The sequence below is a fragment of the Bordetella genomosp. 4 genome (assembly GCF_002261185.1).
Classification (GTDB): domain Bacteria; phylum Pseudomonadota; class Gammaproteobacteria; order Burkholderiales; family Burkholderiaceae_B; genus Bordetella_A.
Genome location: NZ_NEVQ01000001.1, coordinates 218,893 through 233,985, shown reverse-complemented (window position 1 = coordinate 233,985; position 15,093 = coordinate 218,893). Strand labels below are relative to the sequence as shown.

At 60.5% G+C, this 15,093-nt stretch carries 13 protein-coding genes; 9 read left to right on the top strand and 4 right to left on the bottom strand.

The window, feature by feature from the left end; all coding sequences use genetic code 11:
* The first annotated feature begins 3 nt into the window (after positions 1–3).
* The 5 genes from CAL20_RS01085 (at position 4) to CAL20_RS01065 (ending at position 5,338) form a co-directional block, all read left to right on the top strand.
* Positions 4–1,656: a DEAD/DEAH box helicase gene (locus CAL20_RS01085; protein ID WP_176456633.1), complete on the top strand. Its 1,653-nt coding sequence runs from the start codon at positions 4–6 to the stop codon at positions 1,654–1,656.
* A gap of 49 nt (positions 1,657–1,705) precedes the next feature.
* Positions 1,706–2,335 carry a LysE family transporter gene (locus CAL20_RS01080; protein WP_094824058.1) on the top strand — a complete coding sequence of 210 codons (630 nt, stop codon included), beginning with the start codon at positions 1,706–1,708 and terminating at the stop codon, positions 2,333–2,335.
* Positions 2,336–2,398: 63 nt separating this feature from the next.
* Positions 2,399–4,006 (top strand): peptide chain release factor 3, encoded by a 1,608-nt coding sequence (locus tag CAL20_RS01075; protein ID WP_094824057.1) that lies wholly within the window; start codon positions 2,399–2,401, stop codon positions 4,004–4,006.
* Positions 4,007–4,027: 21 nt separating this feature from the next.
* Entirely contained in the window at positions 4,028–4,696 is a 669-nt protein-coding gene (locus CAL20_RS01070) for a hypothetical protein (protein ID WP_094836976.1), read from the top strand.
* Positions 4,697–4,969: 273 nt separating this feature from the next.
* Complete coding sequence (locus CAL20_RS01065; protein WP_094824055.1) at positions 4,970–5,338, top strand: COG4315 family predicted lipoprotein; 369 nt, start codon at positions 4,970–4,972, stop codon at positions 5,336–5,338.
* A 158-nt stretch (positions 5,339–5,496) separates the two neighbouring features.
* Here the strand turns inward: CAL20_RS01065 and bfr are convergent, their stop codons facing one another.
* From bfr to rpoN, 3 genes are all read right to left on the bottom strand, one after another.
* Positions 5,497–5,973, bottom strand: a complete 477-nt coding sequence (gene bfr, locus CAL20_RS01060; RefSeq protein WP_094824054.1) for a bacterioferritin — start codon at positions 5,971–5,973, stop codon at positions 5,497–5,499.
* Positions 5,974–6,382: 409 nt separating this feature from the next.
* A complete protein-coding gene (locus CAL20_RS01055) occupies positions 6,383–6,658 on the bottom strand; it encodes a (2Fe-2S)-binding protein (RefSeq protein ID WP_094824053.1) in 276 nt (91 codons plus the stop codon).
* 150 nt (positions 6,659–6,808) lie between these two features.
* Positions 6,809–8,230 (bottom strand): RNA polymerase factor sigma-54, encoded by a 1,422-nt coding sequence (gene rpoN / locus CAL20_RS01050; protein WP_440898669.1) that lies wholly within the window; start codon positions 8,228–8,230, stop codon positions 6,809–6,811.
* Positions 8,231–8,246: 16 nt separating this feature from the next.
* On the opposite strand from rpoN, the gene CAL20_RS01045 reads away from it, so the two are divergent.
* A complete protein-coding gene (locus CAL20_RS01045) occupies positions 8,247–8,918 on the top strand; it encodes a hypothetical protein (protein WP_254924448.1) in 672 nt (223 codons plus the stop codon).
* A gap of 546 nt (positions 8,919–9,464) precedes the next feature.
* A complete protein-coding gene (gene leuA, locus CAL20_RS01040) occupies positions 9,465–11,177 on the top strand; it encodes a 2-isopropylmalate synthase (RefSeq protein ID WP_094824051.1) in 1,713 nt (570 codons plus the stop codon).
* A 198-nt stretch (positions 11,178–11,375) separates the two neighbouring features.
* On the opposite strand, the gene CAL20_RS01035 is transcribed toward leuA, so the two are convergent.
* Complete coding sequence (locus CAL20_RS01035; RefSeq protein WP_176456644.1) at positions 11,376–12,665, bottom strand: amidase; 1,290 nt, start codon at positions 12,663–12,665, stop codon at positions 11,376–11,378.
* Positions 12,666–12,943: 278 nt separating this feature from the next.
* Between CAL20_RS01035 and CAL20_RS01030 the strand changes: the two genes are divergently transcribed.
* The gene (locus CAL20_RS01030; protein WP_094824049.1) at positions 12,944–14,047 is read left to right on the top strand and encodes a LacI family DNA-binding transcriptional regulator; all 1,104 of its coding nucleotides are present in this window, start codon (positions 12,944–12,946) and stop codon (positions 14,045–14,047) included.
* Positions 14,044–15,054, top strand: a complete 1,011-nt coding sequence (locus CAL20_RS01025; RefSeq protein WP_094824048.1) for an ABC transporter substrate-binding protein — start codon at positions 14,044–14,046, stop codon at positions 15,052–15,054. Before CAL20_RS01030 ends, CAL20_RS01025 begins: the two co-directional genes overlap by 4 nt.
* Positions 15,055–15,093: the final 39 nt, after the last annotated feature.

Below are 15,093 nucleotides of genomic sequence, written 5' to 3'. Positions count from 1 at the left end.
GTTTTGACTGCCACTGTTTCTTTTGCCGACCTCGGGCTGGCTGATCCCCTTTTGCGTGCCATCGCCGAAACCGGCTACACCGCGCCCACCCCGATTCAGGCGCAAGCCATTCCCCAGGTGTTAAAAGGCGGCGATTTGCTCGCTGCGGCCCAGACGGGTACCGGCAAGACCGCCGGCTTTACGCTGCCCATCCTGCATCTGTTGATGCAAAACAAGCCCGCTCTGAAGAGCCCGGGCCGCCCACGCTGCCTGATCCTGACCCCGACGCGCGAACTCACGGCGCAGGTCGCCGAATCCGTGCAGACCTATGGCAAACACACGCCGTTGACCTCCATGGTGATGTTCGGCGGGGTCAACATCAATCCGCAGATCAGCGCGCTGAGAAAGCCCGTGGACATTCTGGTAGCCACGCCCGGCCGTCTGCTGGATCACTGCGGCCAGAAAACCGTGGATCTGTCCGGCGTCGAGATCCTGGTCCTGGACGAAGCCGACCGCATGCTGGACATGGGCTTTATCCGCGACATCCGCAAAATCCTGGCACTGCTGCCCAAGCAACGCCAGAACCTGCTGTTCTCGGCAACGTTCTCGGACGAGATCCGTGGCCTGGCCCGCGGCGTACTGAACAATCCCGGCGAAGTCTCCGTCACCCCGCGCAATACCGCGACCGAGTTGGTGAAGCAGACCGTGCACCTGGTCGAACAGCACCACAAACGCGACCTCATCAGCCACATCATTCGCGAAAGCGGCTGGTATCAGGTGCTGGTATTCACCCGCACCAAGCACGGCGCCAACCGATTGGCCGAAAAACTCGTGAAAGACGGCCTGAGCGCGGCTGCCATCCACGGCAACAAGAGCCAGGCAGCGCGCACGCGCGCCTTGGCCGGCTTCAAGGACGGCAACGTGACCGTGCTGGTCGCCACCGATATTGCCGCGCGCGGCCTGGATATCGACCAATTGCCGCAAGTCGTGAATTTCGAGCTGCCCAACGTCCCCGAAGACTACGTGCACCGCATCGGCCGTACGGGCCGGGCAGGGGCGACGGGCGCGGCGGTTTCGCTGGTCGACCAAAGCGAAATCAAGCTGCTCAAGGGTATCGAACGTCTGATTGGCAAAACCATCGAGCGCCTGCCGGTGGAAGGCTGGACGCCGTCTGCCGGCAACACCGCCGCCGCTTACGCCCGCCAAGAGCGCGACGAAGACACGCGCCAACCACGCCGCCACGGCAGCCCGCGTAGCGAGCAACGCCAGGGCGGCCAACGCCCTGGTGGCAGCCGCGGGGCCGGAACGAACGGCCATCGCGCCAACGACGCTCGCGGCGCAAATGGCGAATCTCGCGCCGCGCGCAACGGCGGCGAGCCTCATGGCGGCAATGGCGCGGAACACCACGCAGGCCGTGCAGGCCTGGCACCTCGCCATGGAACGGGAGCAGGCCGCCCGGCAGGTCAGGGCCAGGCAGGTAATCCACGCCAGCCGTCAGCCGCTCGCGGCGACCGCCCAGCCGGCGGCCATCGCCAAGACAGCCGTCCGCAATCGCAAGGTCCTCGCAGCACCGACGGTAACGGCCGTCCGTCAGGCCGTCCCGCAAGCGCCGGCCGTTCCGCGGCAGGCTCCAATCGCGCTGCCGGTGCGCCCCGTGCGGCCTTGTTGGGCAAGTAATATCAACCCTCCGTTCCTTTCACCCGTGTCATTCTGTCTGTAAACCATCATGACGCTCTCGACCTGGCTGACCTTTTTTGTGGCCTCATGGGCTATTTCCTTCTCGCCGGGCGCGGGCGCCATTTCGGCCATGACCTCGGGCCTGAAGTACGGTTTTGCACGCGGGTACTGGAACACGGTAGGCTTGATCATCGGGATCATGGCGCAGTTCGTGATCGTTGCAGTAGGTCTGGGCGCGGTACTGGCCACGTCCGAGCTCGCATTCTCGATCGTGAAATACCTGGGCGTGGCCTACCTGGTCTATCTGGGCATACGCCAGATTCGTACCGATGCGGCGCCGGTCGCCGTCGATGCCGGCAACCCTGCCGACTTCTCAGTGCGCGATCTGGTGCTGCGCGGCATCCTCGTCAATCTGATGAACCCTAAAGGCACGGTTTTCTTGCTGGCCGTCGTACCCCAGTTTGTGAATCCGGCAGCCTCTCTGACCCCGCAGTACCTGGCCCTGGCCGGGACCCTGGTGTTCACCGACCTGGTCGCCATGGGCGTCTATACCCTGTTGGCTGCCAAGGTGCTGCGCCTGTTGCGCAGTGCCCGCCATATCCGCTGGATGAACCGCATTTTCGGTTCTCTGTTCATTGTGGCGGGCGCCTTCCTGGCCACTTTTCGTCGTCACACGTAACAAGGCCCATGTAACAAGGCCGGTTACCGGCGTACGATCCGCGTCAGTAAAATCGCATCAACCATGAATATTTCCCAAGAAGTCGCCCGGCGACGTACCTTCGCCATCATCTCCCACCCGGACGCGGGCAAAACCACGCTGACCGAAAAGCTCCTGCTGTTCGCAGGCGCGATTCAGATCGCCGGCAGCGTCAAGGCTCGCAAGGCGTCGCGCCACGCCTCGTCAGACTGGATGGAAATCGAAAAGCAGCGCGGGATTTCGGTCGCATCATCCGTGATGCAGATGGAATACCGCGATTGCGTCATCAACCTGCTGGACACCCCGGGCCACCAAGACTTCTCCGAAGACACCTATCGGGTGTTGACAGCGGTAGACGCGGCGCTCATGGTGATCGACGCTGCCAACGGGGTAGAGCCGCAGACCATCCGGTTGTTGCAGGTATGCCGCGCCCGGAACACCCCCATCATCACGTTCATCAACAAGATGGACCGCGAAGTCCGCGAGCCCCTGGATCTGCTTTCCGAAATCGAAGGCCACCTGGGCATGGACGCCGTGCCGTTCTCCTGGCCGGTCGGCATGGGCAAGGCCTTTGGCGGGGTATTCGACATTCGCCGCGATCGCATGCGCGTCTTCCGTCCCGGCCAGGAACGCCGCTCCGACGACGACGACATCATCAATGGCCTGTCCAACCCCGAAATCGCCAAACGCTTCGGCTCGGCCTTCGAACAGGCCAACAGCGAGATCGAGCTCATTCAGGAGGCAGCTCCTGCCTTCGATCGCGACGCCTTTCTGGCTGGCAAGCAGACCCCGGTTTTTTTCGGCTCGGCCATCAACAACTTCGGTGTCCAGGAGGTCCTGGACGCGCTGGTGGAACAAGCCCCCGCGCCTGGAGCGCGCCAGGCACTGGAACGCCTGGTCGAGCCTCAAGAACCCAAATTCACCGGCGTCGTGTTCAAAGTGCAGGCCAACATGGATCCTGCCCACCGCGACCGCGTGGCGTTCGTACGCGTGAGCTCCGGACGCTTTGAGCGCGGCATGCGTTTGAAAGTCGCCCGCACCAACAAGGAAATGCGCCCCAATAACGTGGTGTCGTTCCTATCTCAGCGCCGCGAGCTGCTGGACGAGGCCTATGCCGGCGACGTCATCGGTATTCCGAACCACGGCGTATTACAGCTGGGGGATGTACTCACCGAGGGCGAAAGCCTGCGTTTCACGGGCTTGCCGTTCTTTGCGCCCGAACTCTTTCAAGCCGTGGAAGTCAAAGATCCTTTACGCACCAAACAGTTGCGCGTGGGTCTGACTCAGCTGGGCGAAGAGGGCGCGATCCAGGTCTTTCGTCCTGAGGCGGCTGGCGGCACGCTGCTGCTCGGTGCAGTCGGTCAACTGCAGTTCGAGGTCGTCGCACATCGCCTTAAGACCGAATACGGCGTCGAGGCCCGGATGTTGCCATCGCGCTACACCATGGCTCGGTGGATCACGTCGGACAACCCGCGCGCGCTGCGCAAGTTCATGGATGCCAACGCGGCGCACATCGCCTATGATGTCGTTGATGCGGCGGCTTTTTTGATTGGTTCGCCTGCGCAGCTGCGCGTGGCTGAGGACCTGTATCCGGATGTGAAATTCCACGCGATGCGTGAGCACGGCGGTCAGGTTTTTAGCAGCCATGCGTAAACTGAACAGGGCGCCGCAAAAATGAGGGTAGCAATGTCTTGGCGAGTATTATTCGCGACGCTTCTGCTGGCGCTAGGCGCTGCGGCGTGGGGTGGAATCCAACTGGGTGATTGGCTGGTTTCACACGCCCCCAAAGCCTCGGCCGCACCGGGCCAGGAAGCCCTGGCGTCTCAAGAGCCCATCCTGGACGCCAATGGTCGCCCCTATGTCGCTCAGCCCCCCCAACCTCGGGTGGACGGCAGCCTTGGCGTGCCCGACAAACCCAATGGCCAGAGCTGGGCCGTACCGATGGTTTCCTTGTTCGAAACGGCGAAGGACCCGTCGATTCAGATTTCGCGTGACAATATCAGTATGGACGAGGCTCGCCACCTCGCAGCGGCATCCAACGTCCCGCTGCCTTCCGGCACCTCCGATGTCACTACGCTGGATTTGCAGGCCTTGCCGCCCACCACCACCACGCCTCCGCCCGCCAATCAGGACGGTTATGCGGTCACCGCGGCAAACACCGCGCCTCGCGGAGCAGCTCCTGCTCCTGCGGGCAACTGGCAGGACTCCCTCAAACGAGAACTGGCCCAATGTGCCAATGAGGGCTTCTTCCAGCGCCCCACGTGCTCGTGGAACGCCCGCAACAAGTACTGTGGCCCGAATCGTGCCTGGGGCACCATCGCCGAGTGTCCAGCGCGTCAATAGGACGTGGAGCATAGGTCACCGGCGCAGAACGGCATACACCATACGCCGTGCAATCGCGCGGCTGGTATGCCCCCGCTAAAAAGGCTGCCTCACACGAGGCAGCCTTTTTGTTGCCGGGCCGCCCCAAAACAAAAAAGCCCCCTTGGGGGGGCAGCAAGCCAAAGCGCAGCGTGGGGGCTCTTTTCATCCTTATTTTCATCGGAAGTGGAATAAAGTAGATGTGAGCGACGTCTATAGCAAGCAGTCCCCTTTTCTCATACTGGATGACACGCCATGCACACTCGAATCGCTGCAACCCTGCTCGTTTCCTGCGCCACCTTGTTTTCGGTCAGCGCCCACGCTCAGGCAGTCAAGACCCAGGACGGCATGCTGGTCGACAACGCAGGCATGACGCTCTATACCTTCGACAAGGACACAAACGGCAAGAGCGCCTGCTATGACCAATGCGCCAAGGCCTGGCCGCCCGTGATGGCCTCCGCCGATGCCAAGCCGCAAGGCGACCTGACCATCATCACCCGCGACGATGGCTCCAAACAATGGGCCTACAAAGGCAAGCCTCTATACCTGTTCGTGAAAGACAAAAACCCGGGCGACAAGACCGGCGACAACGTCAAAGACGTCTGGCATATCGTCAAGCCCTAATAGACAAAGGCCGCTGACGGATCGGTTGACAATCAGACAGCGGAGATGCACACGCCTGGTCCTCGAATGCAATGAGCCCATCCAGACCGGCCGGTCTGGATGGGCTCAACACAACGGCAATGCGGGCGTTAGCGCATCGACGCCGCCTGAAAAACCAATCAGCCTTCGACTTCCATCTGGCTTTGCAGGTAATTTTGCAGACCGACTTTGTCAATCAGCTCAATCTGGGTTTCCAGATAGTCGATGTGTTCTTCAGTATCGTCCAGGATGGCCTGGAACAGATCGCGTGACACGTAGTCACGCACTGACTCACAGTAAGCGATGGCTTCTTTCACCGTGGCTTGCGCGCCTTGCTCGACCTTCAGGTCACAGGCCAGCAACTCGGGGACGTCTTCGCCGATCAGCAGCTTGTGCAGGTCCTGCAAGTTCGGCAGACCGTCCAACATCAAGATACGCTCGATCAAACGATCGGCGTGCTTCATCTCACCAATCGATTCTTCGTATTCGTGCTTGCCCAGCTTCTTCAGGCCCCAATGCCCCAAGATGCGGGCATGCAGGAAATATTGATTGATGGCCGTCAGCTCATTGGTCAGTTGCTTGTTCAGAAACTGGATGACGGTTTTGTCGCCTTTCATGGTGTACTCCTTACGATCCCGGGACGCGGCGCCCGCGACCCTGCGTACGCCTTATCGCGTATGCAACGATCGCAGGCTAACACCGCCGGCGGGGTCACGGCTAGAGCCGCGCTGCATTTGATAAATGGCTTTGCAAGCGCAATCTGAAAGCGACAACAAAATGAGAATGAGTATGCGTTTCGGACTATCCGCACATAGCGTGACGCCAGGCTTGCCGTTGAGGCCGGCCAATACGCAAAATGTCGAGGAAAATTGCCCGCCGAATGTCGAATGATGCGCGCCGTATGAACGTAAATCGGCTCAAATCTCGACAAGCGGTGATGTTGGAGAACTGCAACGCACGCAGCCGCGCGCTGTCGCTACCAGGCAGGCTGGACGCGCTGCCTTGGCTGCACAACGATGTCCCGTCTCAGGCTGCAGCAACCAGCGCGATCGGAAAACTATTGGCAGCGGGCTGGGCGTCAACCATGGGAGCAGAGGCCGTGAGATCCACAGCCATCGACTTGCCCTGGCACACGCTGGAACAGCGGCCACCTGGCAGATATTCTTGAGCCATCTCTGCACAGCAGCCACAGCACGACGCTACCCCCAATTCAAACTGCAAATCGGACAGTGTAGTAGCGCCCGCATCGACGGCGGCGTGAACTTGGCGTTCAGTGACGGCATTACATATGCAAATGTACATGAGAATAATTATCGTGATTTATTCTCATAAAAGCAAGCGGATCAGATTGTGATCCGCTTGCTCCAAGTCGTTGAAAATAGGGACAAAACTGTCGCCATTCAGGCTTGGCTCGAAAACGGCCTGCGGGGTCGCAACGTCCGAGCGCCGGGCCTATCGTGCCGCGTGCGCTTTGCGCAGGCTGGCAGGCGCAATCCGCATGGCTTCGCGGTATTTGGCCACCGTGCGGCGGGCGATCACGATCCCCTGGTCGGCGAGCCGCTTTGTCAATTGGCTGTCCGACAAGGGTTTGCCACGGTCCTCATCCGCCACCATCTGGCGAATCACGGCCTGTACAGCCGTTGCCGAGGCCACTTCGCCGCCGTCAGTCGCCACCCCCGTGCCAAAGAAATGCTTCAGCTCCAGGGTCCCGAACGGCGTCAACATGTATTTCTGCGTCGTGGCCCGTGAAATGGTCGACTCGTGCAAGCCCAGCTCTGCGGCGATATCCTTCAGGATCAGCGGCCGCATCGCGGCTGGACCCTCGCTGAAAAAAGCGGTCTGATGCGCCACGATGGCCTGCGCCACACGCAAGATGGTGTCAAAGCGCTGCTCCACGTTACGGATCATCCAACGCGCCTGCTGCAACTGGGCATGCAGGCCTGCATGGCTGGCCTCACGCTGATTGCCCAACAACTGGGCATACAGTGCATTGACCTGCAAACGCGGGACAGCCGCGGTATTGAGTACCACCTGCCATCCCTGGCGCGCCTTGCGCACAATCACGTCCGGCACCGCATAATCCGCGGCAGGCACGGTCCAGGCGCGTCCCGGACGAGGGTCCAGTTTACGAATCAGCGCATGGGCGGCGCGCGCCGTCGCCTCGTCGCATTGCAAAGCATCCCTCAGCCGCGTCACGTTGCCGGTGGCCAGCAAGGGCAGATGCTCGGCGCATAGCCGGCGAGCACAGGCCAGGACGGCCGGGTCGGCCGCTTCGCGCAAATGTTGCAGGTCAGGGTTGCGTAATTGCAACACCAGACACTCTGCCATATCCCGCGCGCCGATCCCGGGCGGGTCGAAGGATTGCAGCAACGTCAGCGCGGCTCGCAACTCATCCAGATCCGCCTCGGCCTCAGGAGGGATCCAAGAGAGAATCTCTTCCAGCGACGAGCCTAGATAACCGTTCTCATCAAGCTCATCGATCAGCAAAGCTACCAATGCCGCATCACGGCTTCCGGCGCGTGTCAGGCCCAATTGTGAGAGTAAGTGCTCACGTAAAGTGTCGCTGCGCGCGCGGTCCGGACCGTCGGAACGATCATCCGGATAGACACCTCCCGAGCCGGGCATTTCTTCCGTACGGGGTTCCGAATCGCGAAAGGATTCGTCGTCCATCGACGTTTCGCGTTCCGCGGGCGCTTCCGGCTCGGCCTCAGGCCGTTCTTCGCTGCGCTCGAGCATCGGGTTATCGGCCAAGGCCTGCGAGATTTCGGCTTGCAGATCCAGCGTCGAAAGCTGCAACAATCGGATGGATTGCTGCAGTTGAGGGGTCAACGTCAAATGTTGACCGGTACGAAGTTCTAATGCGGGCCGAGTCATAGGTACAATATTTTGCATGATGAATGCCGCCTCGCCCGAACGCATACGCCAAGATCGCCGACTGATCGGCCAAACGCTGCTGAAATTAGCGCTGCCTCGACTCATAGTCCGGGGGGTGGTGCTGGTCATCGCCGCCATCATATGGCTATTAGTGGCCTCGTGGTTGCTGGATTTTGGCCGCAGCCTGAGCTTTGAGGGCCTGCAGGCTTTTGGCCAGCAGGCGATCGACCTCCTGACGCGCGTCAACCCCTATCTATGGTGGGGTGTGGTGGTCATCTGGTCGCTGATTGTATTTTTTGCAGTACGCGCCTGGGTCGCCTCGGACATTGACGCTGCGCGTGCCAAACCGGTCGCTCCGAGGGATCTGTCCGCCTTGGCTTCCCAGCTCTGCGACGAGGTCACCAACGTCCTGCGCTGGGTCTGGGGCAACCGCGAAGAGCCCTTTACCCTCGGCGACTTGCGCCAGGCGCATATCGAATTGCGCCACGGCCGCATCGACAAGATCGATCTGGTCCGAGAGCAAGGCAACATTCTTGACGGTCAGGCCGCTGCGCCGACCCGTGCTCAGCCCGCCACCCGTACGCCAGCCGCGCCCGCCACCGCGCCCGCCCAGGCAGCCGTCCTCACGACGCCAGCCGCGGCCACCGAGACGCGCCCGGCCTCAGGGCGCATCGAACCCAACCTGTAGCACGCGACATCGCCACATCTTGGAAAATCGCCTCTCGAGGCGATTTTTTTCGCCCGGGCTTCTAGGATGGCTCCGTGGGGATCAACCCGGGTGGGCTGCTCCTGGCGATTCCAAGAGGCTAATCTGTCGCCCGGTTGCGGAGCGCGCTGCAGGCGCGGTATGGGCGTCTTTTTGAGCTCATTACGCCCGTGTCCGTTGCATCTTGGTCAAAAATGTGTTTGACTAGCGACTTATGGCCGATATCCGAATCCCCCTCGCGATTGCCTCCGGACGCTTCAGCGCACCGGGTGCCGGCCTGCGCGCTCGTATTTCCCTCATCGCGCTATCGCTACACCTACCGATCGGTTGCCGGGCCTCGCGCCTGTGGTAGCTCGGCAGCCTCGTACGCCACAAGTTTTTTCTCTGTTCACTTATTGATTCCAGTCGGCCCATCCACGGTCCACTGACGGTCCAGGCCTAGAACCCTGACCAGCCGAACAGAGCATGCCGGTAACAAAAACCGGAAATACTTATCCCGCCACCCCCGGGACCACTGATCAAGGTGTAATGATGCTTGCCAACCCCGCTACCAAATACGTACCGTTTGCCCCGTTCGCGCGTGACTTTTCCGAACGCACCTGGCCCAGCCGCCGCATCACGCAGCCGCCCATCTGGATGAGCACCGATTTGCGCGACGGCAATCAGTCGCTGATCGAGCCGATGAGCATCGAACGCAAACTGCGTTTCTTTGAGCAGCTGGTCAAGATCGGCTTCAAGGAAATCGAAGTCGGTTTTCCGTCGGCCTCGCAAACGGATTTCGATTTCGTACGCAAGCTGATCGACGAAAAACGCATTCCGGATGATGTCACTATCATCGTGCTCACCCAATCACGCGAAGACCTGATCAGCCGCACGGTCGAATCGGCCGCCGGCGCCAAGCAAGCCATGGTGCACCTGTACAACGCGTGCGCACCGGCGTTTCGCAAGATCGTCTTCAATATGAGCAAAGACGAGATCAAGCAGATCGCCATCAGCGGTACGCAGCTGATCAAGCAACACATGGCGAAGTTTCCAGAGACGCAATGGCGCTACGAATACTCGCCCGAAGTTTTCAGCACCACCGAACCTGAATTCGCACTGGAAGTCTCTAACGCCGTGGCCGAAACCTGGGGCGCCACGCCGCAGAACAAAATGGTGCTGAATCTGCCCGCAACGATCGAGGCGACGACGCCGAATCTGTACGCCGACCAGATCGAATGGATGCACAAGAACCTGGCTCGCCGTGACAGCATCATCGTCAGCGTGCACCCCCATAATGACCGTGGCACCGCGGTTGCCGCCGCCGAGTTCGCCGTGATGGCCGGCGCCGATCGCATCGAGGGCTGCCTGTTTGGCAGCGGTGAGCGTACGGGTAACGTGGACCTGGTCACGCTCGCGCTGAATCTCTACACCCAAGGCGTGCATCCGGGCCTGGATTTTTCCGATATCGATGAAGTGCGCCGTTGTGCCGAGTACTGCAATCAGTTGCCCGTGCACCCGCGCCATCCCTATGCCGGCGACCTGGTATTCACGGCCTTCTCCGGCTCGCACCAGGACGCCATCAAAAAGGGCTTTGCGCAACAGCAGGCCGATGCCGTTTGGGAAGTGCCCTATCTGCCTATCGACCCGGCCGACCTCGGCCGCAGCTACGACGCCGTCATCCGCGTCAACAGCCAATCGGGCAAAGGCGGGGTCTCGTATCTGCTCGAACAAGAACATGGCCTGGTCTTGCCGCGCCGCCTGCAAATCGAATTCAGCCGCGCCATCCAACGTGTCACCGACGAAACTGGCCGCGAAGTCACAGCTGACGATGTGCACACCATCTTCAGCAGCGAGTACCTGGAACAACATACGCCGTGGAAATTGGTGCGTCACCGCATCGAGGGCGATCCGTCGGCCGGTGAAGGCAAGCAATTCAATATCCAGGTTGAGCTGGACTATAACGGCGAACGTCGCATCGTCACGGGCTCGGGCGATGGCGCCATCTCGGCCTTTGTGAACGCGTTGGATATTCCCGTGCGCATCATGGATTACCACGAGCATGCCATCGGCACCGGCACGGATACCCGCGCGGCCAGCTATGTTGAATTGCGAGTCGGAGACTCCGCAACCGGATTCGGTGTCGGGATCGATCGCGATATCGTCACCGCGTCGTTCCGCGCCGTGCTCAGCGCAGTCAACCGTCATTTGGCCAATGGTGCTGCGACGCAAATCGAAAGCGAGTCGGCCCAGGCTGCGTGATCCGCAGCCCTTGGCGCCCATGAAAAACCCGTCTACTTGAACTGCCCACAAGGAAGTTGAAGTTAAAAAGCCGGGCTCAATTGAAAAGGCCTGAGTCCGATTCAGCATCGGACTCAGGCCTTTTAGCTTGGGTTCCACGCGGTAACCATGGAACCGCAGCGCACGCGGTCATGCCAACAGTCCATGCTATGGAGCTGATCAGTCCCCCTCGCCGGGACGCAGCACATTCAAAAGCCACCGGGCGATGGCCAGCGTACGCCGATCGTCGCCGCTGCGCCCAACCACCTGCAAGCCCACAGGCAGACCCTGAGGCCCCGTGTAGAACGGCAGATGCACGCAAGGTGCACCGAACAGCGTCCACACGCGGCAGAACAAAGGATCGCCCGTACCTTGGTCAAAAAAAGGTGCCTCACCGCTGGCGCTGGGCGCCAACACGACGTCGTACTGCTCAAACCAGCTGTGCGCACGCTGGCGACCTTCTTCGACGCGAACCAGATTGGCGCGATGCTCCTCTGCAGTGATCTGGGACCCTGCATCCAACAAAGCCTGTAGCGAGCTGCTCAGGCCGGCTCGATGACGCGTGCGCTCGAAAGTCAGCGACTGCGCCATCTCAAAGCCCATGATATCGGCATGCACCTGAACCAGGGAACACAGTACCGGCGGTAACTCCACCTCATCGACCTGTGCGCCCGCACGCGAGAGCACGCTCGCAGCCTGGGCATAGGCATCGCGCGTGGCATGATCTGTATGCCGCCATTGCGAGGTGCGGTACATGCCAATACGGGGTTTGGCATCGTAATCGAGCTCACGCAACTCGCGATCACGCATCAGCACCGAGGCGAGCAGCGCCACATCGTCAACGGAGCGTGCGAACCCGCCTATGGTGTCCAATGAATCGGCGATGGTCTTTAAACCCGCGCGTTGACTCCGGCCAAAGGAAGGTTTGTATCCGACAACGCCACAATAGGCGGCAGGGCGAATGATCGAACCGGCTGTCTGAGTCCCCAACGCCAGAGGCACCATATGATCGGCCACTGCGGCCGCAGAGCCGCTGGACGAGCCGCCTGGACTATATGCCTGGTTGTGAGGATTGCGCGTCGGCCCCGGTTGAAACGTGGCGAATTCCGTCGTTACGGTTTTACCCGCCACCACTGCTCCCGCCTCGCGGCACAACGCGACCACCGCTGCGTCCATGGACGGCTGGTGATTTTCATAGATGGGCGACCCGTAGCGCGTCGGCAAATCGCTGGTCGCAAAGATGTCTTTCACGCCGATCGGCAAACCATGCAAAACCCCTTGGGTACTCGCCCGATCCAACTCGCGAGCGCGAGTCAGCGCGAGTTCCTTGTCCAGGGCGGCCCACGCTCGCACAGCGCCCTCACGCTGTTCAATGCGCGCAAAACACGCCCGTAGCAATTGCTCGGCGCTCAACTCGCGACGCGCCAATAGCTGCGCCGCCCGCGTTGCACTCAAGCGATTCAGTTCAATTGTTTTTTTTTGCTGCACACCCATGTCCCTTCCCCGGGATGATCCTCGATTTTTTTCGTCCTACAGATGTAGCACAGGCACCTCGTCTGTATTGCGTTGCGGCACAACTGTTTTTCTATAAGTTCATACAACAAAAAGGTGTATTGGTGATGAACCTGTGCCGCATCGCAACACCGATTTTCATTGGCACTGCCATATAAGCACGATACCGTATCTCGTGAAATCTGGCTGTCATGTATTACCCCTAAGATGAAATCGTTTTCATTGCCGAGCCTGCCGTGACCGCAAAAATACCGCACCGACCATCGATACTGGAGATCGCCAAGCAGGCCGGCGTATCCCCTGCGACTGTCTCGCGTGCGTTCAATCAACCCGAACTGTTGCGTCCCGAAACACGCGAACACATCGCCGCTGTCGCGCAACGCATCGGGTTTCGCCCCAATCGGGTAGGGCGCAGTCTGCGCGCCGGCCGTACGCGTACCATCGGTCTGTTGCTGCCTACGCTGGCCAATCCGGTATTCGCGGATTGTTTCGAGGGCGCTGAACAATATGCACGCAGGGCGGGTTATAGCGTCATGATGGGAATCACGAGCTACGACCCCTCGGTAGAGTCGGAATGCGTGCAGGCCTTGATCGATCATCAGATCGATGGCTTGATCCTGACAGTGGGCAATCCGTCGCGCAATGCGACCTTGCGCGCATTGGATGAAGCGGGCATGCCGCACATCCTGGCCTATAACGAATCCAACTCGCACCCTTTTGTCTCGGTTGACAACAAGGCCGCCGCGCACGACATGGTGTCGCGCCTGTGCGCGCTGGGCCATCGGCGCATTGCCTTTGTCAGTGGCCCATTGACTGCGTCGGATCGCGCGCGGCGCCGCCTGCAAGGCGCGCAGAGCTATGCGAGAACGGCGGGCTTGCCACCGATTGCGCACTGGGTCATGCCGGCGCACACCGAGTCCAGCGCGCCCATGCTGCGTGACATGCTGGCGCAGTCTGATGCCCCCAGTGCACTGTTTTGCTCTAACGATCTGCTGGCCGTTTCCGTCATCGCGCAACTGGCCTCGCTGGGCATACGCGTACCCGATGACGTCGCTGTCTGCGGGTTCGACGGTGCAAGCATTGGCGCGCTCATGGTCCCGGCACTGACCACAGTGGCACAACCGAGCCGCGAAATCGGCGCGACAGCATGCGCCTTATTACTGGGCTGCCTGAAGGGGGACAAACCCTCATCAGTCCGGCTGCCACATCGTATTTCCGACGGTGGCACGGCAACTGCGTTATGCATCACCGATCGCCGTCATGAAGGGCTGCGTCGCCACGCCGCAGCAAGCGCTGCAGCTCATTCTTTTCTCCCTTCGCCAAGGAAACGTTCGACATGAAATCCCTCGTCCAATGCGTGTTACGCGCCGCCACATTGGCGCTTTCTCTGACAGGCGCATCTGCCTACGCGCAAAATGCGATCTGCTACAACTGTCCGCCAGAGTGGGCGGATTGGGGCACACAGCTCCAAGCCATCAAGAAAGCCACCGGTATCACGGTGCCGGCAGACAACAAAAACTCGGGACAATCGCTAGCCTCTATCGCGGCGGAAAAAGGCAACCCCGTGGCAGATGTCGTGTACTACGGCGTCACGTTCGGCATCCAGGCCGCGCAAGACGGGTTGGTACAAAACTATAAACCGCAACACTGGGACCAGATTCCCGCAGGCATGAAAGATCCCGACGGCAAATGGTTTGCCATTCATTCGGGCACGTTGGGCCTGATGGTCAACGTCGACGCACTCGATGGCAAGCCTGTTCCGCGCTCTTGGGCCGATCTGCTCAAGCCTGAGTACAAAGGCATGGTCGGTTATCTGGATCCGGCTTCGGCCTTTGTCGGCTATGTGGGCGCCGTCGCCATCAACCGCGCGCTGGGAGGCACACCGGATAACTTTGACCCGGCGCTCAAGTGGTTCAAAGACATGAAGGCCAATCAGCCCATCGTTCCCAAACAGACCGCTTACGCACGCGTCTTGTCGGGCGAAATTCCGATTTTGATCGACTACGATTTCAATGCGTATCGGGCCAAGTATAAGGACCACAGCAACGTCGAGTTCGTGATTCCGGCCGAAGGAACGATCGCAGTGCCTTACGTTATGAGCCTGGTGGCCAATGCACCGCATGCCGACAATGGCAAGAAAGTGCTGGACTTTACGTTGTCGGATGCAGGCCAAGCCATCTGGGCCAATGCATTCCTGCGTCCCGTGCGACCGGAAGCCATGTCAGCCGAAGCGCAGAAAAAGTTCTTGCCCGAGGCAGAGTATGCCCGCGCCGGTACGGTGGACTACGTCAAAATGGCCGAGGGCCAGCGTGCGTTCTCGCAGCGGTACGCTAAAGAGGTGAACTGATGTTCTGCGTGCGTGTTGGCATTGTCCTCGGAGTGCATT

What these genes read in the sequence shown, in the direction of transcription:
- rpoN (WP_440898669.1), bottom strand. Translation starts at nt 8,230, where the DNA reads ATGACTCGGCCCGCATTAGAACTTCGTACCGGTCAACATTTGACGTTG.
- leuA (WP_094824051.1), top strand. Translation starts at nt 9,465, where the DNA reads ATGATGCTTGCCAACCCCGCTACCAAATACGTACCGTTTGCCCCGTTC.
- CAL20_RS01080 (WP_094824058.1), top strand. Translation starts at nt 1,706, where the DNA reads ATGACGCTCTCGACCTGGCTGACCTTTTTTGTGGCCTCATGGGCTATT.
- CAL20_RS01025 (WP_094824048.1), top strand. Translation starts at nt 14,044, where the DNA reads ATGAAATCCCTCGTCCAATGCGTGTTACGCGCCGCCACATTGGCGCTT.
- CAL20_RS01075 (WP_094824057.1), top strand. Translation starts at nt 2,399, where the DNA reads ATGAATATTTCCCAAGAAGTCGCCCGGCGACGTACCTTCGCCATCATC.
- CAL20_RS01055 (WP_094824053.1), bottom strand. Translation starts at nt 6,658, where the DNA reads ATGTACATTTGCATATGTAATGCCGTCACTGAACGCCAAGTTCACGCC.
- CAL20_RS01065 (WP_094824055.1), top strand. Translation starts at nt 4,970, where the DNA reads ATGCACACTCGAATCGCTGCAACCCTGCTCGTTTCCTGCGCCACCTTG.
- CAL20_RS01070 (WP_094836976.1), top strand. Translation starts at nt 4,028, where the DNA reads ATGAGGGTAGCAATGTCTTGGCGAGTATTATTCGCGACGCTTCTGCTG.
- CAL20_RS01045 (WP_254924448.1), top strand. Translation starts at nt 8,247, where the DNA reads ATGATGAATGCCGCCTCGCCCGAACGCATACGCCAAGATCGCCGACTG.
- bfr (WP_094824054.1), bottom strand. Translation starts at nt 5,973, where the DNA reads ATGAAAGGCGACAAAACCGTCATCCAGTTTCTGAACAAGCAACTGACC.